The sequence below is a fragment of the Streptomyces sp. NPDC093586 genome, assembly GCF_044764905.1.
Classification (GTDB): domain Bacteria; phylum Actinomycetota; class Actinomycetes; order Streptomycetales; family Streptomycetaceae; genus Streptomyces.
In genome coordinates this window covers 87,529-112,619 of sequence record NZ_JBIWJA010000025.1, presented here as the reverse complement: position 1 = coordinate 112,619, position 25,091 = coordinate 87,529, and the positions used below count along the sequence as shown (strand labels likewise).

Sequence of the window (25,091 nt, the reverse complement as noted above, 5' to 3'; positions counted from 1 at the left end):
AAGACCCCAAGCCGTTCATCTGGACCAAGACCGCCGAGGAAATCCTCGACTCCCTCGCCCGCATCTGCCGACGGATCTCTGGCGCAGGACACTAGCCGGGCATCATGTGTAACCACCGCGGCAGGCAGTCGTGTACCGCCGTTCGACACGATCGGTCCATTCAAGGACGCGGCGACCAGCCCTGCTACACGAAGGCTCGTCGCGGCCCACCCCGTGCCGCGTCGGAATGCCTGATCGGTCTCACGCATGAGCCGGGCTAGGGGCTCCAGTAGGCGCCCATCGCGGGCGGTCTTGCCGATGGCAGCGAACATCGCTTGCTCATATCCGCTCCAGCAGCGGCTCGGCTCACTGGCGTACCTCAAATCCGAGGTGCACGTTATCGTGCTGACGGCCATCACCTCGACAGCCGCCTCCAGACAGCGCCGGGCCTCTGCCAAAGCCACCTCGTCGGCCACCGGCCCCAAGCGCAAGCACAGCGCCTCGATGAGCACATCTTTGTCGGACAGTCCCCGCAACAGGCCACGCACCACGTCCGGGTCGCTGTGCTGCGGAACGGCCCAGACAGCCAGCTCGCGGCGATGCGGCTGCCGCAGCTCACCGGCCAGGTCCGTGCCCGTACAGGACCACACCAGGGCCTCGGCGGCGAGCATCTGGGCGTACCACTCATGCCGGAACTCGACCCGCTGATGCCGGACCCGCACCACAGGCGACCTCAACGCCTCGTCCACTACGCCCACGGTCGCACCGAGCGCAATCAGTAGCTGGGCGGCACTGCGCTGTGCTTCCGCCAGCGGCAGCCACCCCGTCAACCGCTCGTCCATCAACATGGCCCAGTGGTGCAGCACCCGCCGTAGAGCCGTCGGCTGTGATGCCTGCTGCAACTGCTCGCCTATGTAGGCGGCCAGGAGGGCTGCTCGGCCCGCGTTCGTCGGTAGCCGCTGTGTCAGCTGTGCTGCCAGGGACAGCTCCAGGACGGTACTGAACGCCTTGCACTCCTCCTCGACGCTCCTTTCGTCCTCGGGACGTACTCCGTAGGACCGCAAGAGCGCCGCACGCTGCCGCGGGGCCGGATCGACCGTCCTCAGTCGTGCACCACCGATCACCACGGGCACGTGTACGAACTCGTGGCTGCTGGATACCACCGTCGCCTCAGCGCGGAGACACCACGAACTGACCTGCTGCATCAACCGATCTGAAACCGGACGGGACATTCGTTGATCGCATCCACGAGCAAGACGACTGGAAGCCTCTCCGACCGGCCGGCACGTACCAGAAAGTCCGCCGTCTGCGGGGTGAACGGAGCCACGCTCTCGTCGAGGCTGTCCTCCAATCGTCCTCCGTATACGCCCGCTCGCAGCAGGATGGGCAACCAGCTGGCCTGCGCCAGCCCCAGGGCGGCGTGGGCCAGGGTATGACTCTTGCCCGTTCCCGAGCTGCCGGCCACCTGGACATGACGCCCGGCCCGCAGCCAGGCCGCCAACTCCGTCGACGACAACCTTTCTGACCTGTCTTGATCCTCCAGCGTCAGCGCAACCAGCTCATGCAAACCCTCGCTCAAATATGAACCGAGGCGGGTCAGGTAAGCCTCCACCACCCGCTGGCCCGTTGCACTGCTGCTTTCGGACTGCGCCTCCCGGTCAGGCAGCGGTCGGCAGAACACTCGCATCGTGTCCTCGCCGAAGAACCGCCGCACCAGGTCCGGCAACGCAAACAGCATGTCGGACAACTGCTGCCGACCCCAGAGATCGATCACCAGATCCCGATGCTGCTCGCGTAGCCGCGTCAGCTCCAGGTCGACCTTCGTATCCCGCACGTCCGCCGTGGTGACGACCACCAGACGTCGGGCATCGAAGGGTCGGCTTCCACCGGCATACGCAAGCACAGCTTTGTGGAGATCAGAGGCCGTGAACTTCTCATACCTCTTGGCCTGATACACCGCAGCGGGCTGGGAAGCGAAGAACGCCACCACGTCGACCCCGTCCTGGGCCTGGCCGCCGCGCCCGAAGGGCCGGGCCTCGAGAGCATGGTCGGCCTGGACTGCCAACGCCACCACGAGATGCTCCAGGGCCTCCCAAGACAGCTCATGCGTACGAAGCAGTAAAGGCGCCGTGACCGTCAAGGGCGACAGGTCCGGCAGTGCCCTAGCTTGGTCCGCGCCATCTGGCCCGACGGCGGCATCGTCGTCGCCACCGACACTGTTCCCCCTCGGCACTGCTCCCCCCTACAAGATCCATGGGAGGTTCCCCTGTGCGGTCTCCCACCAGTGCTATCAGCGGAACGCCAAGATGCTCCCTGAAGCGCCGTCAGGCTACTCAACTTACTGCTCCTACCTGGCAAATGCGCTGATGTTTGCTGCTATGCCCCGACCGCAGAGGGCCGGCGGCTGAGTACGCCACCGCACGGCAGGCTCACGCTCGTGCCCAGCTGCCGGTGGAGCAGGGTCAGCCAAGAGGAGCGTTGTCAGTGCTGTACGCCATCATCGGCGCATGACCGCTACCTCCTCGCCGAAAGCCCGGGATGCTTCTGCAGGTGAGCCGCCACGCACAGGGGCGCTTACTCTTCCGGAACCGCTCGTCGGTCTGTGCCGGGCAGATCAGTACGAGCGTCAAAAGAAGTTCTGGCAGGAGCTGACGCAGCAGTGGCGTGCTGAGGTCGCCGCCTCGCTGGAACAGGTACGTGCGAAGATGGAGAAGCAGAACGCTGCCAACCGGGAGCTCCGGGACAACATCCTCACTGCTGTGCAGGCTGCCCCTGTTCCGCGCGAGCTGTCTGTAGCCGACGTCACGGTGCTGAAGAACCAGTGGGCGGACACGGTGGACGCCGCGCGCGTGGGCGTGCGGGATGCGACCGACAGAAGATGGCGCTGCACTGTGGAACCGGGACATGGCTCGTGGATGGCTCCGCCGAAGGACCGCAGCCGCACCGACCGGCCCAGCATGTGCGGGAAGTGCTCCGGCGCGGCCCCGCGGCCAGGAGAGCGACCCGCCTTCGAGCGATCCGTGGCGGCCATTTCTGCGCTGGCCGCTGAGCTCCACCCCGACTCTGGTGCGCCGGAGGAGATCAGCTACGGCAGCAACAAGCCGGTGACCTGGTGGCATCAGGTTCCTGCCGTTCAGCCCAGTACCGGAGAGTGGCATTGGGCAACCCATATGTGGGAGCAGCCTCCCAAGAGCCGCACCGGCCTGCGGATCAGGAACGGGAAAGCGGCTGGGATCAACGGCTGCCCGATCTGTAATTCCGGCCAAGCCGACGCCTCCAACAGCCTGGCTGCGTGGTATCCGGAACTCGCGGAGCAGTGGGTGCGTGGCCCGACGGGCCGGAACGCGCACAACACCCCCGTCGGGTCCAAGATCGAGGTGATGTGGCGCTGTACGTCCTCGCAAGGGAAGCATGAGGACTGGCCGGCACCGCCCAATCGCCGCACCGCGAAGGCGCTGCGGTCCGGCTGCCTGAAGTGCAGCAAGAACGTCTCCGCCAAGGCGCTGGCGCTCTACCACGAGCTGTGTACCCACCTGCCCGCCTTGGAGCTTGAGGCGCCGATTCCGCTCAATCCAGCGCCCGGCAAGCGGTACCGCGGCGCGCGGGTCGACATGTGGGAAGAGGCATTGCAGCTTGTTGTGGAGTTCGACGGCTGGAAGACCCACGGTCCTGAGTCCTGGCGCGATCGCGCAGCAGACGACCGCCTGAAGACCGAGCGTCTTGCCGCCGCTGGCCAGACGGTGATCCGAGTCCGCGAAGACCTCGACCCGGTTGGACCTCACGATGTCGTTGTCGGCTCAGGCTGGAGTGCGTGGAAGGTAGCGGCCGCAGTCGTGCTGCGTATCCACCAACTCGGCCTACACCCGCTACCTGGCCTCGCCAGCTACCTGGAGCGCGGCACGGAGATAGCGGCGGCCGATGTGGAGAAGGCTCTGCTAGGGATGCCGTACCGGCCCCGCCGGTTTCCCAAGGCTTCGAAAGTGGCCGCCGCGCCACGGCAACTGAAGGCCACCGAGCCGCATGCGGACAGCTGGCTGACACCGACGGGCCCCCCATACCGCAATCCGAAGAAGCGAGCTGGATCGCTGCGGGACTACCAGTGCAGGTGCAAGACGGTTGTCACCGGGCTTGCGCAGGCCGACGTCACTCGCGGGAACACCAAGAGCTGCGGATGCCGACAAGATGCGTCCCGTGCCCTCCCGCGAGGCCGGGTGGATCGGGAGCTGACCCAGGCGGCTCGCCACTGGGCGCGGAAGGCAGGAATCGAGGTCAGGTCAAATGGCGCGTTGGACGCTCGAGTCCTGGCCTCCTACCAGCTCCACGCTGTAGGCATGGGAAGTTTCCTCGGTGACGACAGCCTCATTTCCGAGAGCGTCGTACGCAGATGGGCCGATGATGAGGAGATCACTCTCAGTGCGCGCGGACGTCTGCCCCGGCACACCTGGCTCGACTACGCGGCTTCTGTACTGGCCCAGCTCGCGAAGGTTTCAGACGAGGACGCGTAGGTCATGGTGGATGCCCCGAAGCAACCGCCACTTCAATTGCGCTTTAGCACATGCATCATGATCCCTCTCAGAGTGTGGGATGAAAGGTAACAGTCGAGGAGGAAGCCCTGCACCTCAGTGGTGAGGCGCAGGGTGTCTTGCATCAGCAACCGGAGGCCCTCGGAATGTGTTCGTAGCCATGAGGTTAGCGTTTCTCGCTACCCGCCATGTCGTGACTCCTGACCAGCGTGCTGAGCCGCGTCGACCGCTCCGCCATTACCTGCGCGATCGCAGGGATGCGTCAAATCAGACACCGCCCCAGCCCGAACACAGATCGAACATCGTGCGGTTCCAGCCGAGACCGAGAGCTGCCGCGACAAGCACCTGAAGCTGTCGTCCCATCACTCAGGCATGACCGATCTGCTACACACTGTCAATGCTCGCTCTTCGGCCACATCTACCAACGACCGATTTCCCATCTGTCCGCACCCTTAGCCACCCTCATGCGGTGAAGCCCGTTTTTGCCCGTGTACTTGCCTGTCGCACCTACCGATGGGAAATGCGGCGGTCATGCGGGCTTAGGGGAGGAAGCGCACATGGATCCGTTGGCATTTCCCGTCCTTGCCGGAACGATGCTGACCGAGGCGGTCAGGTTTCTCTTCGACCGAGAAAGTGCAGTGTTGGACCGGCGCACAGGTCCAGCATCCGTGGAAGAACCGGAGCAAGTGCCGGGGCAGACAGAGCCCCTGCTGGTCAGGGCCTCAGCACTCACCGACGAGCGCGTAGCACGCATCACCGGGGCTCACGGCGCGCTCCGCGTTTACCTGTCGCGGCCCGAATTTCTCCAGGGAGATGACACCGAATTGCGGAAGGTCCTGGGGCGCCTCCGCCGAGACTTGGAGGAGGTATACGGACGCCGCTTGCCTTTCGACGATGAAAAGGAGGCAGACCGCCCCGGGGTGGAAGTCTCACAGCGGGCCGACTCTCTCCATGGCAAGCAGCTCGGCATGCGGGTCGGCCGTGACATCACAGAACGTGGTCGGGCACGAGTCGACCAGGAAGCCGGGACCATCGAAGAGACAGGTGAACAGGTCGGCATCGAGGTAGAGGGCACCATCGGCTGAGGCAGGGCGACAACAACATGAGCTTCGATGACAGCCGTACCGAAGACCGTCTACCGCAGACACTCCCCACGTCCAGGGGAAATGAGATGCCGCAGGACGAGCAGCCAGCGGCTCAAGTTCAGCCCTCGCCGGCATCACAGGCCTCTGGTCCCAAGCCGAACGGCTTGCCAACGCTGCCCCCACCACCTCCTGTGCCGCCCAGTATCCCTGCATCAACCGCACCAGCCCTCGGAATCCCGGCCGAGACCGGAGCCGCCGAGGATTCCTCCGACGACCACTTCTGGCGACGGCCTCCAGCAGGGGTACCGACCCGAGACGTGGTGGAGGCAGTCGGGCAGGCCGCCGTGCTGCAACGGGCCTTCAACAACTACGGCGAGCAGATCGGCACGAAGTACGTCTACGAGCAGACGCTCGACTCGCACGCCCCGATCTCGCCCGAGTACCTGGCTGTAGTCCGCGAAGTGTACGCAGAGCCCCGCCGTGAGGACCGCCTGGCGCCCAGCCCTTTCAAGCAGGCTCTTGAAGCCCTGCGTGCGGCAGGCTCTGTACTGGTCATCAACCGCCCGCCGAACAGCAGCCGGACCTTCACCGCCTACGCGCTGTTCGCTCATCTCCTGGACGACGGCGTCATCACCGAAGTACGCCCGCTGTCCTTCGGTGGCTCCAAACACTTCCCCACCAGACGTCTGCCGCACGACCGCCAATGCGGCTATCTGCTGGAACTGCCGCCCGACGAAGATGACTTCGCAGTCGATGCCTCCTTCGGAGGCAACCTGCACAAGCTCGTCGAGCGCCTCCAGCGACGGGACTGCCGGCTCGTCGTCCTCTCCCGCCCAGAGCAGTGGAGGCGTATCAGCCACGGGGCACCGAGCGGAGTCGCCCCGGAGTTAGGCACGGTGAGTCCGCGCGACATCGCCGAACGGTGGCTCCTCGGGCAGGAGCCTGACTTTCCAGTAGACCAGTGGCTTGATCACCAGGACATCAAGCCTCTCCTTGCCCGCCAAGCCCCGACCGATGTGCTCAACCTTGTGTACCTCATGCTGGACGAGCACCGGGCAGGCCAGTTCGTAGCGGCAGATGCGTCCTCCTCAGACCAAGCGCTCAGGCATCAGCGAGAAGGGTCTCTTCGCCGGACGTTCGAGGAGCAAGTGGCCTACGTTGCGGCTGCCCACAGCAACTGGGAAGAGGCGCTCTATCTCTGGCATGAACCTGAAGGGCGTTCCCGTACCAGCTTTCAGCGCAACTTTCTGCTGGCCGCAGCTGTTCTGCGCGGTGACCCGGTCGGGCATATCTACGCCAGGGCGGCGGAGCTGACCGAACAGCTCGACGGCGACAAAGTCGAGGTGGACGGCCAGCGGGAACCCGGGGTCATCGCCATGACGAGGGCCATCGAAGCACGGCGCGAGGAGAACGGCACCCTCACCTTCACCCGCCCGCACTGGGACGACGCCGTCATCGAGTACTTCTGGAACGACCGTCCCCTGGCTCGTACGACGTTCCTCAACTGGCTCGCACAGGCACCCGTCGCCGACACAAGCACGAGCAGGGAAGCACTGGAGATCATCAGCAAGGATGGGCGACTCGCCTTGGCAGAGCGCGTGGGACAGTTCGCTCTGCAATGGGCCGTGCGCCACCGACGCCAGACGCCGCTGGAGCGGATCGTCGAGGAGTGGTACAAGCATGGAACGGCCAAGGAGCTGTGGCCCATGGCCGTTGAACTCCTGGATTCCGCGGCCATCCACGCTGCCAGCGCGCCGTACATCCATTCCATGCTGCTGGCGTGGTCGAGTCGGAGCCAGCCCCATCTGCAAAGAGCAGTTGTAGAGGTGTGTACGGGCGCGTTCGGCCGCCGGCATACCGCCAAGGCGCTGCGGAGGCTCAGGAATGTGGCCGCGCAAGGTCATCCTGACGTGATCGACACCTTACGCGAGGCAGTACGCGTCCTGTGGGAGGACGGCACCGTACGGCAGATGCTGTTCGGGTACGTCGTCGATTGGTGCAAGGCGGAGACGACCAGCCAGTCCGTTGGACACCGCACGTTCACCGCGCTGGCCCTCAACGCCCCGCCCGAGGCAGCCGGCCTTCCGCCACTCCTCCAAGCCATGGTCGATGAGAACCCCGACGAAGAAGACGCGTTCCGCCCCACCGTGCAAGGGCTCGTAACAGGGTGGCGCACATTGCTGCGCCAGGCCGCGGGGCCGACAGGGGAACGAGACCTCGACAAGGCCGTTTTCACCTGGCTTGATGCGACCCTGGAACGGAACGAGCTCAAGTCCATCGTCTTCGACACCCTGCGCCAGACCGTGAACGTTCCTGGCACCGAAGGGCCGATCCTTCGCGAAACCCTGCGTACTTCTGCCCAGTGGTGGGTTCAGGGACAGGACCGCCCATACTCCGCGGAGAAGGAAGTTCTCAAGCGCGAGCTGTCCGCCTTGCTCGACCAGGACCTCATCGCCCGGCGCAATCAGCCAGTATCGTCTCAGCCACCGCCGTCAGACGCTGCAGGCGACAAACCCCAGGCCGATGCGGAAGCCGCCGCATGAGACGCCGGACGGCCAAAGTCCCTGCCCCTGTAGCAGCAGGCAATGCCAGTTGGACATCCGTCTTCACGGATCGTCTCAAGAGCATCGACCCCGTGCTGCCCTTCACCGCTGAGATCCGGGTGACCTGGCGCCGCACTGGTACCACCGCGCCAGCGAGTCGTCACACAGCATCGCGCCTCGCGAGAGTGGAGATCGAGAAGACGGCCCAGCAGTGTGACGTCCTCCGTCCCATGGCCGCTGATCAGGACATTCTCGTCGCCGTCCAAGGTCAACTGCCTCTCGTCGCTGACGGTGTGATGGTCACTGATGTGCAGGCGCGCGTCACTGTGGAGGACGCCATCCGGGAGGCCGCTCTCAGTGCGGAACGCCTGCGGCAGGAGTACCAGCGGCAACAAGAGCGCATCCGACGAGACCACGAGCTGGACGAGTTGGCACGGCGGCAGGTGCGCGCCCGCGAGACGTTCCTCCGGGAAGAGATTCTCGCCAACCCGGCCACCGCCCGTCTCTACGGGCTGTTGGAGGGGGCGTCGAAGCAGTGGTCCCGACTCGGCGGTCCGCCGTCGGGCACCGACCTCGACGACCTGGTGCGCGAGGTCCAGCAATGGCAACCAGGACAGCAATGGGTGACTGTCGCGCAAATACTCCACGACTTCGTCGCCAGCCTGACCACGGAAGGACGCAAAGAGCTACTCACCCTCCTCGCCGACGCTGTCCGCGCGTTCGGCGACGATCGCACCGCCCATCGCCTCGCCCTCCTCGCGGGCGAAGCGCGGTGAGGAGCGCTGTGCTGCGCTGGGTGCTCGACCCTGTCACCAGCGCGTTGGCTCTACGACTGCGTGTGCGAGAACGCGGCCGTTTATCCTACGACGCTGCCTGGCGCCTTGCTCGAGTGATGCGGCATCCGGACGAGATGGGCTACCGCCTTCATGGACACCGCGGCGAAGACACACAGTAGAAATCCGTGTCAACCGCCCAGTTGTAGACGCTCGCCTCATGCGGCGGCTACGCGCCCGCAACAGCCGAGCTGAGTACCTGCGCCCAACCTCCGAGCACTGCTGAACCAGCGGATACCTGAAACCTGATAGAGCGTCATGTAGCCCAAGAACCACACGGACTATACGCCGCTGCCCGGCATGTGGCCAGACATTCACATGACGCCTGCGCAGGGGGTTCAGGCCCATCTTGACCTGCAGGGAGGCGCTGCGGGCGGGGTGCTGCTGCCGATCCACTGGGGGACGTTCAACCTGGCTCCGCATCCGTGGGCGGAGCCGGGTGAGTGGATGAAGGACGCGGTCGAGGAGGTCGGGCAGGCGGTGGCGTTCCCGCGGCCGGGGGAGCCGTTCGAGCCGGCGGGGGAGCTGCCGGCGGAGGCGTGGTGGCGGGCGGTGTCGGCTCCGATCGCGCACCCGTGGCGCCGTCCCCGGATCACTGAAGGGGCGGCCGAGACGAGCAAGGGCGTTCTCGACCTTGCCGGTGATCGGTGACATCGGGTGAGGACGAGCTGGGCAGAGTCGTGGCCCTGCTGGCCCGTTTCTCGAGCGAGGAGCGTGATCGTGTGGTGCGCGTGCTGGACGGCCCGTTCCGGCGGGAGCCTTCGGTGAGTGCCCAACAGTTCGTGCCGTTGCCGACCAGAGCGGGTTCGTCCTCGGTTGTCGTCCGAACGCGCGTCGTGGGTGCCTGAGCATGCACCCGGAGGAGCCTCACTGGTTCGCCGGCGGGGCCTCTTCTGTTCTTCATCGGCTCACTCGGATGCAGCTGAAGCATTGAGCTTCTGCGGCGCTGACGCTCCCGGGTGAGCGTGACCGCGGCGATGGTGTCATGCGGTTGGGCCGCAGCGGAGGGCGCGCGTGCGGGAGCTGCTGGGGATGCCGGACGGCCGCCCCGTGCTCAGACTCGTCTGGGGCATGCCGAGCCTTCCGTGATGTCGTCGGGTTCCTCGCCCTCGGCCGTGTTCAGAACAGCGAGGGAATCTGCTGCGTCGGTGCTGTCTGCTGCTTCCGCCGTGTCCTCGGTCAGATCCTCGTGGAGAAGAGGTCAAGCGCGGGCCACCGCACCGCGGAGGGCGCGGTGGACGTGGTCAGGGAATGGGCGAGCACGGTCCTCGGACTGCTGGGAGAAGTGTCAATGTCGGTGCAGGTTTGTCAGTGGCGGCTCGTAGGATCCGTTCACCCGTTGTGGTGGGTTCAGGATCGGAGCGACGCACATGGCACAGCCCCGGCCGTGGGTCCTTGAGGATTCCGCGATCGATTCACAGGAGCAGGACCGCTTCGACCACCTGTCGGTGGCACAGGAGTTGTCCGTGATCTTGCGGGGGTCTCGTCAGTCCCTTGCAATCGGCCTGCTCGGACCGTTCGGTAGTGGCAAATCGTCCGTTGTCCGTCTGCTCGACGCGGAACTGAAGGGCAACAAGGACTGGGCGGTCGTTCATCTCAGTGCGGAGCGGCACAGCGGGACCGCCCGGGCCCGTGGACTGCTGTATGGGCTGCTGGACGACCTGAAGCGACAGGGTCTGATCAACGACAAGACCTGGCACAGCGAGCGGGTATGCCTGGAGAGCGGCCGGCAGCGGGTCGACTCGAGGCGCAGCGCGACGTCTGGCCAGCCGGGCACGTCCCGACGGAAGTACGTGATGGCCGCGCTGGAAGCGCTGGGCTGGATGGCGGCCACGCTCGGGTTCATCTGGCTGGTTGGCGCCGTCCTGGTCCTCATAGGCCGCGTGGTCGGCGTGGGTGCCGGCGTTTCGCCCTGGGCGTGGTTCGCCGCGCCCGGGGCCAGCCCGCTGGTGGCTGTCGCGTTCAGCGCCGCAGTCGCAGCCAATGTCCTGGGAACCGTGAAGGAAGGAGCCCTGGCCGCACTGAAGCGGTACGACATCACCTTGACCACCCCGCGTCCGGAGTCGACCGACGACCTGGAACAGGTCTTCGCCCGCCTCATCGGTGGCATCAGACGGCGCCTGGTCATCGCCATCGACGACATCGACCGTCTGTCTGCCACGGAAGTCCTCGAAGCACTCACGACTGTGCGGAGCCTGCTGCTGACCGGTACCCACCACACGCATCCGCCCGTGTTCCTGCTCTCCTGCGACGAGGACATCGTCCGGGAGGCCATCGTCGGAGTCCGGCCCGGTCTCGCGCATCGCCCTGCCCACACAGCCGAGCACGACAGCAGTCCGTCTCCGACCCCGGCGCCGGAGAGGAAGGCCACCGAAGAAGCTGCCCAGGAGTACCTGAACAAGCTGTTCACCGTGCGCATGGTCCTGCCCGCGCACCATGGGGGAGACCTCAGGGACTACGCCGAGCGTCTTCTGACACACCCCACGGAGCACGACGTTGTTGCGGCGCTGGGAGGTATGCGGCGAGTACACGACGTTCTCGACCTCCTCGTGCACCAGGAAGTCAAGGACCCCCGGCACGTCATCCGTCTGCTCAATGCGTTCCTCGCCGACTACGCCCTGGCGATGCGCCGCGAGCGACCGGATGAGACCGGCACCGCTCGTATTGCGCCCGGTGAAGTCACGGGCCATCCACTGACCCTGGCGCGCCTGACGGTCCTGCGTCACGACTTTCCCGGCCTATACCACGCGATCCGTACGGAGCACGACCTTCTCGCCGTCCTCGACGACGCTCTTCTCGGCTCCACCACGGCGGTGAACGACCCGCTCCTGCGAGCGTTCACCCAAACCATTCCGGCGCAGGACATTGCCGACGGCCAACAGACCGTTCGCCGTCTGACCACGACGGCCCAGCCCGGCCTCACCTACCTTCTCGCCACAGCCGGCCGGACACGCGCCGGCCGACCTGCGCATCTGATGCCGCTGCTCACCCTCGGCTCCACCCCCGCAAGCAGGCTTCTCGGCAGCGAGCAGGCAGCGGCGATCCACCGAGAACTCGTCCAGCGAGACACCGAAGCCTTCACCACTCGACTCATCGACACACAGGGCCGTCACCGCATACTGAGCGCCGCAGCCCACACCATCGCCCAGGCGCGCCAGGGCCTCGATGTGGAAAACGCTTTGATCGTTGCTGTCCAGGCACTCGGCCGGATCCCAGACCTTGCCGACCACGCGGCAGCGGACCCGCAGAGCGCCAGAGCACTGCAAGCGCTGACCGAGGAAATCGCCCGCAGGCGCGCCGATGCCGCCACTGCCATACCGGCCCATGATCTCATTGCCGTTCTGGATCTTTTCCCCGAGGCATACCTTCCCGCCCTGCACCAAGCGCTGAGCACGCCACCAGCGGCAGGACTCGAGGGAACAGCTGGCGCCGAATGGCCCACGTTCCTGTGGGCCCAGGCCTTGATCGCTCTGCCGACCGGCCGACACGCCGACCAGTTGCATGCGCCGCTGACCGCCTACCTCACCACTCTTGCCGACAACGGCAGCACCGGCGACCTCACGACCTGGATCACCGCCTACGAGGACGCCCCCGCGATACAGCGAGCGGCATGGCCGCCGCAAGCACACCAGGCACTACTCGCGATGGCAGCGCGCGTCGGCGATGACAAAGCAACCCAACGCGTGCACCAGATCACCGTCGAATCTGCGGACGTCCACCAGTGGCAGCGGCCTGTTGCCGAGGGGCTGTTGGCCTGGCTCGCCACCGATGACAACAACCTGCGAGCCAAGGCCGTCGAGCTCCTGGACCACGCCACTGTGCCTGAAAACGGATGGGGCCACCCGGCTGCGACACCTGCTGCGCCCGCCGACTCCACCCTGGCAGCACAAATTGCCGAGCGGGCAGCCGGATTCCTGGAAGACGATGACGATGCGGGCAGCTCCCAGGCCACTGCGAAGCTGTTGCACACCTGGCTTCCCACGATCGGCCACCACGCGGCCATCACCCCGGGCGCGCTGGTGAGCACCGTGACGGCCCGTGCAGTGGGAAATGCCGCGCACACCTGCCTGGACTTGGCCGCCGACGCCGCATCGATCATGGCTGACCTGCCGGAACAGGACGCGGCGGTCTGCGCGGTGGCCATCGTCGGCAACCTTCACGACCCCATCGTCACCGAGGCTGTACGCGACGCACTCGTGGAAGCAGTGGTCACCTACCTACGCCACACGCAACACAGTGAAGAGCCCGAGGTGCGAGAAGCAGCCGGGACGTGCGTGACCGCCCTGACAGTATCCCTGAACCAGCCTGACGAACGCGGAGCCCATGCTCGACGCTGTCTGCCCGCACTGATGACCACACAGCAGGGTCGTGCAGAAGGTTCCCGGCTCGCCGACCAGCTCATGATGCTGCTCGGTAACTACAACCAGCCCCACATTGCCGAGGTACTGGAGGGTCTGCAGGTGCTCTTCCGGGACCCCGACCTGCGCACAGCAAAGCTCGCCGGGGTACTGCAGCATCTGCAGAACTGGATCGGAAGCGCCCCGGTGCCGGCCGTCACGTTCGCCGCACATCACGCCCAGGACTCCGCGGTCAGTGTCACATGGCTCTCCTGGATCGCGCAGTTCTGGCAGCAGCTCCCGCCGCATGCCCGCACGTCAGCCGTTGCCGCTGCTGATCGGGGCGATCTGCGGGAAACTGCGCTGCCCAGCCTGCTCGTCCAGCAGATCCTGGACGGCAACGACACCATGGCCTGGGCACACGCCGCCTCTGTGTGGGACAAGGTCGCCCCCACCCAGCAGGCGTCCCTCCTTGCCGCAGCAAACGGCCGGTGCCCCGACCTCGCTGAAACGACGCCCTCGACCTCGCCGACACCGAACAGTTGCCGGCGCTCCTTGAGCTCATCGCACACAGCGGTCAGTTCACCGAAGCGGTCTGTGCTCACGTGCAGCAGCGTCTAACAGACCGCGATTGGGACGCGGCACGTATGACCGACATCGTCACCGCCGTTGCCGACTCCCCATCCGTTTGGGACGTGTTGTTCGAGGAAGCGGGCAGTGACCAGACGACACTCGGCCATGCCACCAGCTTCATCGGGGCGCTGATCTCAGAAAACCCGGACTGCGTTCCTGCCGCTTTCATCGAGCACATGGGAGCAGCGCTGCAGACGGCGACACCCGCGAACGCCTCCGCGCTGGGCCAGGCCGTCCGGCCCCTTCCCGACCTGGCCCGCCGACTGGGCCGCACACTGACCGGCCAAGGCAAGACTCCTGAAGGCAAGGAGCGAATGAGGGCGTTCAAGAGTGCTGCCGGAATCCGCTGATATCACCTTCAAATGAAGAGAGGCTCGCTCCTCCGGAACACCCCGCTCGCGCGGAGACCACCTGAATGGATGTCAGCTCTTGTAGTACGTCGTCTTGATGGCCTCGGCGATGAGCGCGCCCTTGGCCTTGTCGACGCTGCCGGTGCCGCCGTCGCACCGGTAGGCGGCGTTCTTTGCCACTGTGGTGTCGTCCTTGCCCTTGCGCATGTCGTTGCAGACGCCGACGGAACGACTGACGGCCCGGTCCCGCTTCACGGTGAGGGCGGGGTCGATCGTTCCACCGAAGATCCAGGTGGAGCGGAAGGAGGACGTAGTCGCTCGCCTCGGCCGCTCCCCGGACCGAGGCGACGCCGTGGTGATGGCCATGCGGGCGGAGAACCTCGCGTACTCCTCGGTCCAGTCCCCGGCGCAGCGCAGTGGCAGGCCGACGGCGGCGGCCTCCCGGTATGGACGTAGCTTCGGCAGCGGCCGGACAAGCGGGGGTGGACGTCGGTAGGCATGTTGTCCTGATCCACTCACTGACCCGGCTTCACCCTGGGATGATCAGGTCGTTACCGGACAGCAGCAGTAGGTGAGGGGGAGCGCGGTGTGGGACTTCGCGGAACTCAGTGAGGAAGCCAGCAAACTGGGAGGCCCTGCTGCCCTACGGGCTGCTTACATCGACAAGGGATTCCAGAAAGCCGTCCAACTGGCTGCCCAGAGCCTCCGGCAGGGGCGGATCCAGGGGTTCGTCGGTGGTGTCCTCGCCGTCGGTGTGTCAGCGGCCGGGTGGAAGGCGTTCAAGGCGTACTGCGACCGCACCGAGGCCGCGACCTCCGAGGCCGCGGCAGTGACCGCCGATACTGCGCCTGCCGCGGAGGAGGCCGTGATCGCGGAGGCGGAGGCGGTGATCGATGAGCCGGAGCCGGACCCCGCCACCGAGTCCTCGCCCTCGGCCGCGGCCCAGCCCGGCCCTGCGGCTGGCGAGCAGCCCAGAGCATAGGGAGGACGTCGTCGCCCGCCTCGGCCGCTCCACGGACCGAGGCGACGCGGTCGTGGTGGCCATGGGCGGAGAACCTCGCGCACTCCGCCATCCAGGCCCCCCACTCGACGCGGCGGCCGGCCGACGTCCGCCTCCCGGTACGGGGCAGCTTTGGCAGGGGGGTGCCCCTATGTGTTTGGTCAAGGTCCAAGGCCAGTAGGTTCATGCGGGCAAGGGCGGGCCGAGCCGTAGGGGTGTGCATGGGTGATAGCCAGGTCACGATCAAGCTCACGAGTGATGAGGCGCTGGTGCTGTCGCACTGGCTGGAGAAGCTCCAGATGACGGACCTCAGCCGTGTTGTCGACGATCCGGCGGTCTGGGTGCCGATCCATCGGATCGCCGGAACGCTCGACAAGGCACTTCCGGGGCTGTTCGCGCCTGACTATGACCAGCGGCTTGAGGCCGCTCGTCAGCGGCTTCGGCCGGAGGACTGATCGAGCGTTCTGGACTCCTCACCTGGCCGCAGCCGGTTGGGGCTCATAGAAGGTTCCGTCGCGGAGCATGGCGAAGAGGACGTCGGCCCGGCGTCGGGCGAGGCAGAGCAGGGCCTGAGTGTGCTGCTTTCCCTGGGCGATCTTTTTGTCGTAGTAGGCCCGCGAGGCCGGGTCGCCCAGGGCGGCGAACGCGGAGAGGAAGAAGGCCCGTTTGGGCTGCTTGTTTCCCCGGCTGGAGGGTTGTTCGCCGCGAATCGATGAGCCCGAGCTCCGGATTGCCGGAGCGAGACCCGCGTAAGCGGCGAGGTGGCCGGCGGTCGGGAACGTGCTGCCGTCGCCGACCTCGATCAGGTTCCTCGCTCCGGTCCTGACGCCGACTCCCAGCATCGAGGTCAGGACCTTAGCCACCGCACCCAGGCTGTGAAGTAGTGGTGGCTGCCGACCTGGCGGCCACTCACCTCCAACACCTTGTCCAGCGCCACCGCGTTCGGTCGACGAAGCACCCCTGCAAGCGCGGGGGACAGGCTTCCTGAGCTGGGCATTTAGGAGGGTCTTACGCTTCTTTTGCCCTCGGGTTACGGGTGGTCGACGAAATTCTGACACACGGGAAGGTCCGCAAGAGTCGGACTGCTCGCAACTGGCATGGGTGAATATCAATGATGATCGTTTCGATCTTCCTGTGCATATCGCTGCGCCCGGTGTGCTCCATGCTCGAGGATGAGTTTTCGTCAGCAGGAAGTCTATTGGCGACATGGGGGAGGGCGTAGTGAGTGATGGGCAGCTGTTCACGATGGCTTTGGACGCTGAGGGCAGCGACACTGCCGTGTTCGAGGTTGACGGCGAGTTCGGAGGATCGGATCTCGAGCTTGCGGCCGGTGGTGACGTCGTTGCACGGGCACGGGTGTCACTGTCCGAGGCCTTGGATCAGGTGAGGCCCGTGCTGGCACGTGTCGTGGAGACGACACGGGACCTGGGGCCGGAGGAAGTGGAGATCCAGTTCGGGTTGAAGATGGGGGGAGAGACCGGAGTGATCATTGCGAAGGGGACGGCAGAGGTGAACTTCGCCGTCCGTCTGGTCTGGCACCGCTCCGCCTGAGCCGCATGAGGGTCCAGCGTGAGGGTTTCATCGTCAAAGTCCGCCAGGGCACCTCGGACGAGGCCATCGGCGTCGGTTTCGTGGTGGGGGACAAGCAGCTGGTCACGTGTGCCCATGTCGTCAATGTGGCGCTGGGCCGGCAGAAGACTGACCGGAGGGATCCCCCGGAAGGAGCGCGGGTCCAGGTCGAGTTCGTCCTACTGGGCGATGCTGAAGGCGGGCCCGTCCGCAACTGCCGGATCAGCGCATGGGACCCGCCTTCCGCCACCGGCTCCGAGGGACGTGATGTGGCCGGGCTGACCGTTGTGGGAGGGGACGAGCTCCCTTCCAGAGCCGGCCCGGCCCGTCTGCTCGCCGCACAGTCGAGCGGTACAGGCGTCTTAGCATTCGGCTACCCGCGTGTGCCCGCACGCGGGACGAACGGTGCCTGGAGCTCTTGCGTCCTCAGAGGAGCTGTCGGCGGCGGCCTGATCCAGCTGGACGTCGGCAGCGAGGCGGCGTTGCGTGCACAGCCGGGCTACAGCGGATCGCCGGTAGTGGTCAAGGACCGGTGGGGCGACGCCGTCGTCGGGATGCTCACCATCGCCAGCAAGGACGGAGCAGCCGCGGACGCCTACGCCGTTCCGCTGTCGGAGATCGCCGCCGCCTGGCCGGAAGTGCTCGGCCGCACGGTCCTGCCGCCGTGCCCCTACCGCGGGCTGCAAGCCTTCACGGCCGCGGACGCTGAAGCCGGGCTGTTCGGGGGGCGGGACTGGGAGGTGCAGCGCCTCCGGGACATGGTCAAGACCCAGCCGCTCGCGATGGTGACCGGCCCTTCCGGAGTCGGCAAGTCGTCCCTCGTTGCCGCAGGGCTTCAGCCCGCCCTTGAGGAAGAAGGCTGGGCGGTGGCCTCATTCCGGCCCGGGGCATCACCCTACGAGTCCGTCGCACGGGCGCTCCTCGAACTTGAGCACCCCGATGCCCCGCCCACCCTTGAACAACTCGAGACCCGTACCGCCTTCCTGCGAAGAGACGGCTTCTGGAAGGTCGCCGAGCGCCTGGCCGTTCTCACAGGCCACCGCCTGCTGTTGATCGGCGACCAGTTCGAAGAGCTTTTCAGCGGTGGAGCGGACGCTCAGGAGCGGCTCGCGTTCCTGCGGCATCTGTTTCCTCCCGCAGATACTCTGCCGAGCCCAAGTGTGCGGCTCGTGTGCACTCTCCGAGCGGACTTCTTGCCCGACCTGCTCGAACTTCCCGACGTCGGCTCACGCTTCCAGGACCGCCAGCTGAACGTGTCACCGCTGGACAAAGACGCGCTCACCACGGTGATCGTGGAGCCGGCGAAACGCGCAGGCGTGATGTTCACCCCCGGACTCGCCGAGGCCATCGCCAACGAAGCAAGCAAATCCGCGGGAAGCCTGCCCCTGCTTGAGTTCGCCCTGACAGAACTGTGGCCGCTGCAACGGGACCGCCATATCAGCTTCGACAGCTACCACAGCGTCGATGGAGTCTCCGGAGCACTGAACCGGCACGCGGAGAAGGTCTACACCTTCCTGGTCGAGCAGTTTCCCGAGCCCCGGATCCGCCGAGCCCTGTTGTCCATGGTGCGCGCCCGCACAGGCTCCGCAAGCGCCGTCCGCGTAACAGCTCAGCGCGCTCACCTGGGCAGCGACTGGTTCATCGCCCAACTCCTGGCGCAGCCTGAGCACCGACTCGTCGTGATCGGACCAGGAGGGGCTGACACCGCCGAGATCGCACACGAGGCCCTCATCCGCGAGTGGAAGCGACTGGCCGGCTGGGTGGACGAGGATGCCGACTTCCAGCAGTGGCTCGCCGTCATGGAGGAACGCGCCAGCGAAGCGGACCTCCTGTCGGCACCTCGCGTGGCAGAGGCACAACGCTGGCTCGGCGAGCGGCACACCGACATACCCGAGGCCGTTCGCCGGCTCATCGAGCACAGCAGCTCGGAGATACTCCAGCAGCAGCGAACCCAAGAGTTGCTCAGCAAGTCACAGGAGCTCACCGAAGAACTCCAAGAGCGCTCACGCCAACTGGAGAAGAGGGCAGAGGAGCTCGAGCGGCAGAACCATGACATCGGGCTCAGGCACATGGAGACCGAAGAAGCCCGCCAGGTCCTGGAAGAACGCGCCGAGCAGCTCGCCGTCTCCATGCGCTACAAGTCCGAGTTCCTCGCCAACATGTCGCACGAGCTGCGTACGCCGCTCAACTCGCTGCTCATCCTGGCCAAGCTGCTCGCGGACAACGCGGAGACCAACCTCACCCCGAGGCAAGTGGAGTTCGCCGAGACCATCTACGGGGCCGGCTCCGACCTGCTCCAGCTCATCAACGACATCCTCGACCTGTCGAGAGTCGAAGCGGGCAAGATGGACGTCTCCCCGACCTGGATACCGCTGGTGCAGCTCGTCGACTACCTAGAGGCCATTTTCCGGCCATTGACCGAAGAGAAGAAACTCAGCTTCGCCGTGCGGGTCTCACCCGAACTGCCTCCCACGCTCTACACCGACCACCAGAGACTGCTTCAGGTGCTGCGGAACCTGCTTTCGAACGCGGTGAAGTTCACCGACTCCGGCACTGTGGAGCTTGTTATCCGGCTGGCGGCCTCTGACATGCCCGACACGATCCTCGAACTGTTCCGAGAGACAGGTGTAGTGCCGGACGGGAGCGAGTCAGTGATCGCGTTCTCGGTGAGCGACACCGGCATGGGCATCCCCCCGGACAAGGTGGGTGAAATCTTCGAGTCCCTGAAGCAGGACGGTAGGGTGAACCGTAGATACGGCGGATCGGGCCTGGGCCTGCCCGTCAGCCGAGAGATCGCCCGACTACTGCTCGGTGGCGAGATCTGGGTGACAAGCGAACCGGGCCGCGGTTCCACCTTCACCTTGTACCTGCCCCTTCACGCCTTTGCCCCAGAACCAGACAGCACACGAGATTTGCCTCGCGTGCCGGCCGAAGAGGCCGCTCTGACCCCTGTCTGGCGGCCAGCGGAACGAGGCCCAGAGCCAGCTCTGATCAGACTCCCCGGAACGCAGCCCAACCGCACCATCGCCTTCAGAGGCGAGACGGTGCTGATCGTCGATGACGACATCCGCACCGTGTTCGCGCTTGCCACCCTTCTGGAGGATCACGACCTGAACGTCCTGTACGCCGAGGACGGCTTGGAGAGCCTGGAAATCCTTCGGGAGAATACCGACGTTTCGGTGGTTCTCATGGACATCGCTATGCCACGGATGGACGGCCACACAGCCATCGAGACAATCCGCCACATGCCGCAGCTGAGGAAGCTGCCGATCATCGCACTGACCGCCAACGCCATGAACGGAGACCGCAAGAAGGCCCTGGCGTCCGGAGCCTCCGACTACATCTCCAAGCCTGTCGACCCGGACCACCTCCTCGCGAAGGTCGAGCAGTGGACACGATCAACGTGAGGCGTTCAGCGCTGCGGGGAGCGGAGGACGAGCAGGATGATCTCGCTGGGGGCGAAGCCGCGAAACGGCGGCCCGTCAGGCCTTTGTTGACTCCAAGAGTCAAGAACGGCTTCTGGCCCAAGAACCACACGGACTATACGCCGCTGCCCGGCATGTGGCCAGACATTCACATGACGCCTGCGCAGGGGGTTCAGGCCCACCTTGACCTGCAGGGAGGCGCTCCGGGAGGGGTGCTGCTGCCGATCCACTGGGGGACGTTCAACCTGGCGCCGCATCCGTGGGCGGAGCCGGGTGAGTGGACGAAGGACGCGGCCGAGGAGGTCGGGCAGACGGTGGCGTTCCCGCGGCCGGGGGAGCCGTTCGAGCCGGCGGGGAAGCTGCCGGTGGAGGCGTGGTGGCGGGCGGTCTCCGGTCCGATCGCGCACCCTTGGCGCCGTCCCCGGATCGCTCAAGGCGTGGCCGAGACGAGCAAGGGTGATCTCGACCTCGCGGGGGAGAGGTGACGTCGGTCGGGCAGGAGCTGGGGGAGATGGTCCAGATGCTGGAGCGTCTCCCTGCTGACGAGCAGGATCGTTTGCTGCGCGCCTTGGACGGAGCGTCCCGCGTGGAGTGCGAAGTCACTGCCCAGCGCGTCAGGCCCTTGCCGTCCCTGGAAGGCCCGTCTCGGGTTGTCGTCCGAACGCGCATCGTGCGGCGCTGAGCTTTGCAGGAGGGGGGGCCGACTGGGCAGGGGCCCGTCGGCGGATCGGCGGGCGGTGGCGGCTGGGCGGACCATGGCGCGCACCGTGGCGGTGTCCGGGGCTTGGAGGCCGCTGTGGGCGAGCGTGGCGAGGCGGCGGGTGATTAGGCTCCTCGACGATGTCCGTACGGCTGGAGACGGCAATCAGGGCGCGTTGGGACAGGCGTAGTCGAGCGCGGCCGCGGCGGCCGGGGCGCTGTCTCGCATGCGAGACGTCTCGGTGTCGGCGGTGACCGCGCAGTGGATCGCGGCCAGGACGCCGGGCGATGTCCAGGAGCCGGTCACCGCATTTTCCTCTCGGGGCTGACCATTGGTCTGGCCGCCGAACTCAATCAGTTCGCTGCGCGCGTCGCGAGGTCAGGTGTCGCCTTCCGGTAGAGACCAGTCCACAACACGCAGCCCGGCCCTCTTCAGCTGGTCAGGGGTTATACCGAGTCGTTGTATCGGCGTTTTCCCATGCCGTGCGAGCCAGTGTTTCCTCCGAGTACGTTCCTCCGGACTGAGCGCCTCCCAACTGTCGCGGTGAAGGCCAGCGTCGGCGGTCGAGCCGGCCTCGTTCGTGGCCTGCTGTATGTACGCGAACTCGCGGGGGCTGGTCGCCAGAGTGATGAGCGCCCAGGCGGTCGGGTAGTCGAGGGACGGGCCGTGCTGTCGTATGAGGTGGTGGGCGCGCCACTGGCGCAGTGGGGCGAGGATCCAGCGTCTGGTGCGTACGGTCATGCCGTATCGGCTCCGGGTTGAGTGTCGAAGGTGGACAGCCAGCGGCCGGCCATGTTCTGGAGATCGATGCTGCCGAGCGTGCGCAGGGTCTGGGTAAGGGCGCGCAGGAAGACCTCACGCTGGTGTGGGGTGTGAAGATCGGTAAGCAGCTGCTCGACAAACCAGGCCACTTCCGCGTGCAGGCCGTCGCGGGTGGAGTCCCGTGGCGGCCTGAGGTCTTTCACGGCGGTGGACAGCTGAGCAAGTTCGCCGAGGCGCTCGGGGTACTGGTCGATCCACCACACAACGTGCTGGTCCGGATCGGACAGGATGGCCTGGAGGAAGGCGATGCGGTGGAGGGTCTCCTCTCGTTCGAGAGCGTCCTGTTGCGCGCGTCGGAGGTGCTCTTCGGCCAGGGTCCGGTCCGCGGCGGCGACCGTCAGGTGTGCGGTGCCCCGCGTCTCGAGCCACGGCTCGGGAGACATCGGGCGCGCGATCGTCGCGTTTACGGCATCCCGCGCCGCGAGCAGCTCCTGCACGGAGTAATGGCGAAGGATCCGGGCGGTGTGCTCGCGCAGGTGATGCCGAGCGAGTGCAGCTGGAGCATGGTGTCCTGCCGTCGTTTCGCCCAGAGGATGCCAGGTGCCCTCGATCCGTACGGTGAAGTGGACGCCGGTCATCCGACTGGGCATGTGCTCATCCTCGATGAGCACATGCCGCCCGGCCTGCTCCTCGGCCGGGACCGCCGCCACTCCTGGCGGGGCGGGCGGCGGTCCCGGCAGCCGGTTCCGCCTGGAGAACAGGCTCATGCGTCGGGCGTACTCAACTCATCTGGCGACGGCTGTGATTCACCAGGCGTTTCCGATGGCTGGGCCGGGTCTGGGGCAGCGGGCAGGAGATGGCCGAGTACCGCTATACGCCGTGTGCGACCGGGGCCGGTCGGCACGCTCTGTCCCACCAGCAACTCGGAGACGCGAGCGTCCCTCAGGCGCCCTGACAAGACGGCCACGGCGATACCGACGGCGTGCTCCTCCGGCACTGCCGGCGAGTCCAGCCAGGCGGCCAGCGATGTCAGGGCCTGGTCGGCGGCGGGTTCATGGCGCCAGGCCGCGCGCCATCCGCGGACAAATAGCTGATCCTCCGAGCCATTTTCGTCGCTCGCGGTCAGGTCGTTCACCAGCGCCAAGGCGAGTGGTGTCTCGCCCGGCAGACTAGTCAGGTCGGTCAGTGCGAGAAACGCCTGCGCCCCGGCCTGGCGGATCACAGCATCGTCGGTCTCGGCCCAGTCGACGATCTCACCCAGAACCAAATTGCGGAGTTTCGGCTCGGCGGCGAGCTCACGAATCGCCCGCGCGACAGCATCGGCTCCCCGCCGGTCCGCGCGGCTCGCCAGGAGCCTCAGGCGGGTGAGAGCGACACGCGGGTAGGCACGCCCAAGCTCGCCCGCGCAGACGTCGGCCACCGTCCGGGCGAGCGCTTCGCTCAGGTTCTTCTGGTTCGCGGCGTCGTAGAGGTACTTGCGGACCGCCACACCGATTCCCGGATGCGTCGCGGTGCTCTCCAGGATGCCTGCGGCCAGGCGGCGGTGGGTCTCGCTGTCCGAGGCGATCCACTGTGTGACGATCCGCAGGACCGCTTGCCCTCCTGGACCCGTGGCCAGGCGGGTGAGCGCGTCGGCGACCTGCGCACGATACTTGACCGCGACGCCTTTCGGCCCGGTGATCTGCGATGCCCACTGCAGCAGTTCGTCCCGCAGGTGCGGTCGCTGGGCCCAGACGTGTGAGAGAACGGCCTCGTCCAAGCCATGGCGTACGTCGCTGAGCGACAATCCGTCGTCGTCGGTCCGCTTCGCCTCGATGATCTCCAGGCGCGTTTCCAGATCGGGGCCGGCCAGAGCACCGCCGGGTGGCAGTTCGCCCTTCACCCGCTCGAAGAGCTGGTCGGCGGCGGCCATGACGACATCGGCGGAGAGTCCGTCCAGCAGAGCGGTCGCGATGAGCAGCGCCCGGTCGCGAAGGTGCTCAGCTCCGTCGTGCTCCTTGAACCAGCCGAGCAGATGAGCCTGCCACTCCTCGAACTCCTCCTTCACCTCACTCTGGGCGTCATCGTCCGCTTCAGCGATGATCTCGGCCAGCCAGACCGCGTCGTCGGGTGACGAGGCAGGAGTCAGCAGTCCTGCCAGATCGGAGCCGTCGGCCAGCCAGGGGAGCCGCTCGGCGTTGAGCTCCTTGAGGTGGGACCGCGCTACGTCCAAGGCCGGAGGCGCCATGTGCTCGATCTGCGGGATGGACGCCAGCGTCCCGGGCCGCCACGTGGCGGGGACGGCCAGGATCACGAGGTACGCCCCGGCACCGAGTGCTTCCTTCTGGTACCCGCTCAAACCCTGGTAGAAGTCCGCAGGCAGGCTGCTGTAGCCGGACAGGTCCAGCACGAACCCATGCTGAGGCGTGGCGGGGAGCTGCTCCGTACGCGGGCGATCCCAGTCCAGGACAAGGCTGTGGATGTTCTCCGGATCCACCCCGACGTCGCGGAGCACGCGCAGAGCCGTGGTCCGGCGCCCGGTGTCGACGGGGCCGGTCAGCACTATGACATTGTGCTGACCGGCCGGTCGCTTCAGCAGCCGAACCGCTTGCGTGACCTGCCGTCCCCCAGAAGCGGTTGCCCCCTCGGCGTGGACGTAGGCGCGCTCCACGAGGCGGGCCTCGTCCGCGTCGATTCCTACGGACCCCAGGTACTCCCAGCCGCGGACGTAGCGGTGGTGGTGCTCCTCATAGTCCCCGGCCACCTGCGTGACCACGGCGTTCTCGGAGGCTTCGGCCTCCTGCCGGATTTGATCCTCGGCGGGCTCGGCCACGGCGCTCATGACCGCCTCGGGTTGATGGTGATCTGGTCGCGGCCCACCTGCGTGATCCGGGACTTCCCCGTTGCCTTCGCCCGCTGGCTGACCGCTCCGACCTCCGGTGCGGCCTGCGGGTTCTCGGCCAGCCATTGCTTCAGGTACGCGAGCAGTTCCTGTCCGGCCTCAGGGTCCTCATCCGCCAGGTCTTGCAGGCGCACGGCCCATGCCGATGACAGGTCTCCAGCGCGAGCCTCCCGCTCTTCCTCCGGCAGGGCCAGGAGTGTCTCGCGGTCCCGGTCGAGCCGGCCGAGTTGACGGGCTGCGGTTCTGTCACCATCGCGCCCGAACCAATCCCTGATCCCGCGCCATCCGTCCCCCGTCATGGCCACGACCAGCGCAGATGCCGCAGTGGTCCCCACCGTGGCCAGTTCCCCTGATACGTCCAAGATCATTCCCGTCTCTGCGTCCTTGCGGCAACGAGACCCATATGTTCCCTCTCGCCCCCTGACCCCCATGAGCCCTCTCCGGAACCTGACGCATTCATAGCGCTACATG

Annotated in this window: 16 protein-coding genes and 5 pseudogenes; 13 read left to right on the top strand and 8 right to left on the bottom strand. The window is 66.4% G+C overall.

Going from position 1 to position 25,091, the window contains the following annotated elements; genetic code table 11:
• Together ACIRFH_RS24620 and ACIRFH_RS24615 are read right to left on the bottom strand one after the other, a co-directional pair.
• Positions 1 to 1,184, bottom strand: a 1,184-nt coding sequence (locus ACIRFH_RS24620; RefSeq protein ID WP_403524616.1) for a hypothetical protein, incomplete at its 3' end; no start/stop codon positions are given.
• Positions 1,184 to 2,050: a hypothetical protein gene (locus ACIRFH_RS24615; RefSeq protein ID WP_403524613.1), complete on the bottom strand. Its 867-nt coding sequence runs from the start codon at positions 2,048 to 2,050 to the stop codon at positions 1,184 to 1,186. The genes ACIRFH_RS24615 and ACIRFH_RS24620, both read right to left, overlap by 1 nt.
• 436 nt (positions 2,051 to 2,486) lie before the next feature.
• On the opposite strand from ACIRFH_RS24615, the gene ACIRFH_RS24610 reads away from it, so the two are divergent.
• From ACIRFH_RS24610 to ACIRFH_RS24580, 7 genes and pseudogenes are all read left to right on the top strand, one after another.
• On the top strand, positions 2,487 to 4,484 hold the full coding sequence (locus ACIRFH_RS24610) for a hypothetical protein (RefSeq protein ID WP_403524611.1): 1,998 nt from the start codon (positions 2,487 to 2,489) through the stop codon (positions 4,482 to 4,484).
• Positions 4,485 to 5,095: 611 nt separating this feature from the next.
• Entirely contained in the window at positions 5,096 to 5,587 is a 492-nt protein-coding gene (locus ACIRFH_RS24605; RefSeq protein WP_403524608.1) for a hypothetical protein, read from the top strand.
• Positions 5,588 to 5,904: 317 nt separating this feature from the next.
• On the top strand, positions 5,905 to 8,130 hold the full coding sequence (locus tag ACIRFH_RS24600; RefSeq protein ID WP_403524606.1) for a hypothetical protein: 2,226 nt from the start codon (positions 5,905 to 5,907) through the stop codon (positions 8,128 to 8,130).
• Positions 8,131 to 8,315: 185 nt separating this feature from the next.
• Positions 8,316 to 8,906 (top strand): hypothetical protein, encoded by a 591-nt coding sequence (locus ACIRFH_RS24595; RefSeq protein ID WP_403524604.1) that lies wholly within the window; start codon positions 8,316 to 8,318, stop codon positions 8,904 to 8,906.
• A gap of 360 nt (positions 8,907 to 9,266) precedes the next feature.
• Positions 9,267 to 9,614, top strand: a pseudogene (locus ACIRFH_RS24590) (MBL fold metallo-hydrolase); the annotation flags it as partial.
• A 719-nt stretch (positions 9,615 to 10,333) separates the two neighbouring features.
• Positions 10,334 to 13,921, top strand: coding sequence for a P-loop NTPase fold protein (locus tag ACIRFH_RS24585; protein WP_403524601.1), 3,588 nt, complete (start codon positions 10,334 to 10,336; stop codon positions 13,919 to 13,921).
• A gap of 26 nt (positions 13,922 to 13,947) precedes the next feature.
• Positions 13,948 to 14,283, top strand: a complete 336-nt coding sequence (locus ACIRFH_RS24580; protein WP_403524598.1) for a hypothetical protein — start codon at positions 13,948 to 13,950, stop codon at positions 14,281 to 14,283.
• Positions 14,284 to 14,355: 72 nt separating this feature from the next.
• Here ACIRFH_RS24580 and ACIRFH_RS24575 read toward each other — a convergent pair whose 3' ends face one another.
• On the bottom strand, positions 14,356 to 14,649 hold the full coding sequence (locus tag ACIRFH_RS24575) for a hypothetical protein (protein ID WP_403524596.1): 294 nt from the start codon (positions 14,647 to 14,649) through the stop codon (positions 14,356 to 14,358).
• Between the two features lie 220 nt (positions 14,650 to 14,869).
• On the opposite strand from ACIRFH_RS24575, the gene ACIRFH_RS24570 reads away from it, so the two are divergent.
• Positions 14,870 to 15,265, top strand: a complete 396-nt coding sequence (locus tag ACIRFH_RS24570) for a hypothetical protein (protein WP_403524593.1) — start codon at positions 14,870 to 14,872, stop codon at positions 15,263 to 15,265.
• A gap of 203 nt (positions 15,266 to 15,468) precedes the next feature.
• Positions 15,469 to 15,738 (top strand): hypothetical protein, encoded by a 270-nt coding sequence (locus ACIRFH_RS24565; protein ID WP_403524590.1) that lies wholly within the window; start codon positions 15,469 to 15,471, stop codon positions 15,736 to 15,738.
• An 18-nt stretch (positions 15,739 to 15,756) separates the two neighbouring features.
• On the opposite strand, the pseudogene ACIRFH_RS24560 reads toward ACIRFH_RS24565, so the two are convergent.
• Positions 15,757 to 16,146: pseudogene (locus tag ACIRFH_RS24560) on the bottom strand (transposase); the annotation flags it as partial.
• Positions 16,147 to 16,504: 358 nt separating this feature from the next.
• Between ACIRFH_RS24560 and ACIRFH_RS24555 the strand changes: the two are divergent.
• From ACIRFH_RS24555 to ACIRFH_RS24540, 4 genes and pseudogenes are all read left to right on the top strand, one after another.
• Positions 16,505 to 16,834, top strand: coding sequence for a CU044_2847 family protein (locus tag ACIRFH_RS24555; protein ID WP_388070843.1), 330 nt, complete (start codon positions 16,505 to 16,507; stop codon positions 16,832 to 16,834).
• Positions 16,835 to 16,839: 5 nt separating this feature from the next.
• Positions 16,840 to 18,609, top strand: a pseudogene (locus ACIRFH_RS24550) (AAA family ATPase); the annotation flags it as partial.
• 126 nt (positions 18,610 to 18,735) lie between these two features.
• A pseudogene (locus ACIRFH_RS24545) lies at positions 18,736 to 20,259 on the top strand (response regulator); the annotation flags it as partial.
• A 155-nt stretch (positions 20,260 to 20,414) separates the two neighbouring features.
• Positions 20,415 to 20,762: pseudogene (locus tag ACIRFH_RS24540) on the top strand (MBL fold metallo-hydrolase); the annotation flags it as partial.
• Between the two features lie 380 nt (positions 20,763 to 21,142).
• Here ACIRFH_RS24540 and ACIRFH_RS24535 read toward each other — a convergent pair.
• The 4 genes from ACIRFH_RS24535 to ACIRFH_RS24520 form a co-directional block, all read right to left on the bottom strand.
• The gene (locus ACIRFH_RS24535) at positions 21,143 to 21,283 is read right to left on the bottom strand and encodes a hypothetical protein (RefSeq protein ID WP_356554614.1); all 141 of its coding nucleotides are present in this window, start codon (positions 21,281 to 21,283) and stop codon (positions 21,143 to 21,145) included.
• A gap of 431 nt (positions 21,284 to 21,714) precedes the next feature.
• Positions 21,715 to 22,506, bottom strand: coding sequence for a hypothetical protein (locus ACIRFH_RS24530; RefSeq protein WP_403524587.1), 792 nt, complete (start codon positions 22,504 to 22,506; stop codon positions 21,715 to 21,717).
• Positions 22,503 to 24,560 carry a hypothetical protein gene (locus ACIRFH_RS24525; RefSeq protein WP_403524584.1) on the bottom strand — a complete coding sequence of 686 codons (2,058 nt, stop codon included), beginning with the start codon at positions 24,558 to 24,560 and terminating at the stop codon, positions 22,503 to 22,505. The genes ACIRFH_RS24530 and ACIRFH_RS24525 overlap by 4 nt, the downstream gene beginning before the upstream one ends.
• On the bottom strand, positions 24,557 to 24,988 hold the full coding sequence (locus tag ACIRFH_RS24520; RefSeq protein ID WP_403524581.1) for a hypothetical protein: 432 nt from the start codon (positions 24,986 to 24,988) through the stop codon (positions 24,557 to 24,559). The genes ACIRFH_RS24525 and ACIRFH_RS24520 overlap by 4 nt, the downstream gene beginning before the upstream one ends.
• Positions 24,989 to 25,091 lie beyond the last annotated feature (103 nt).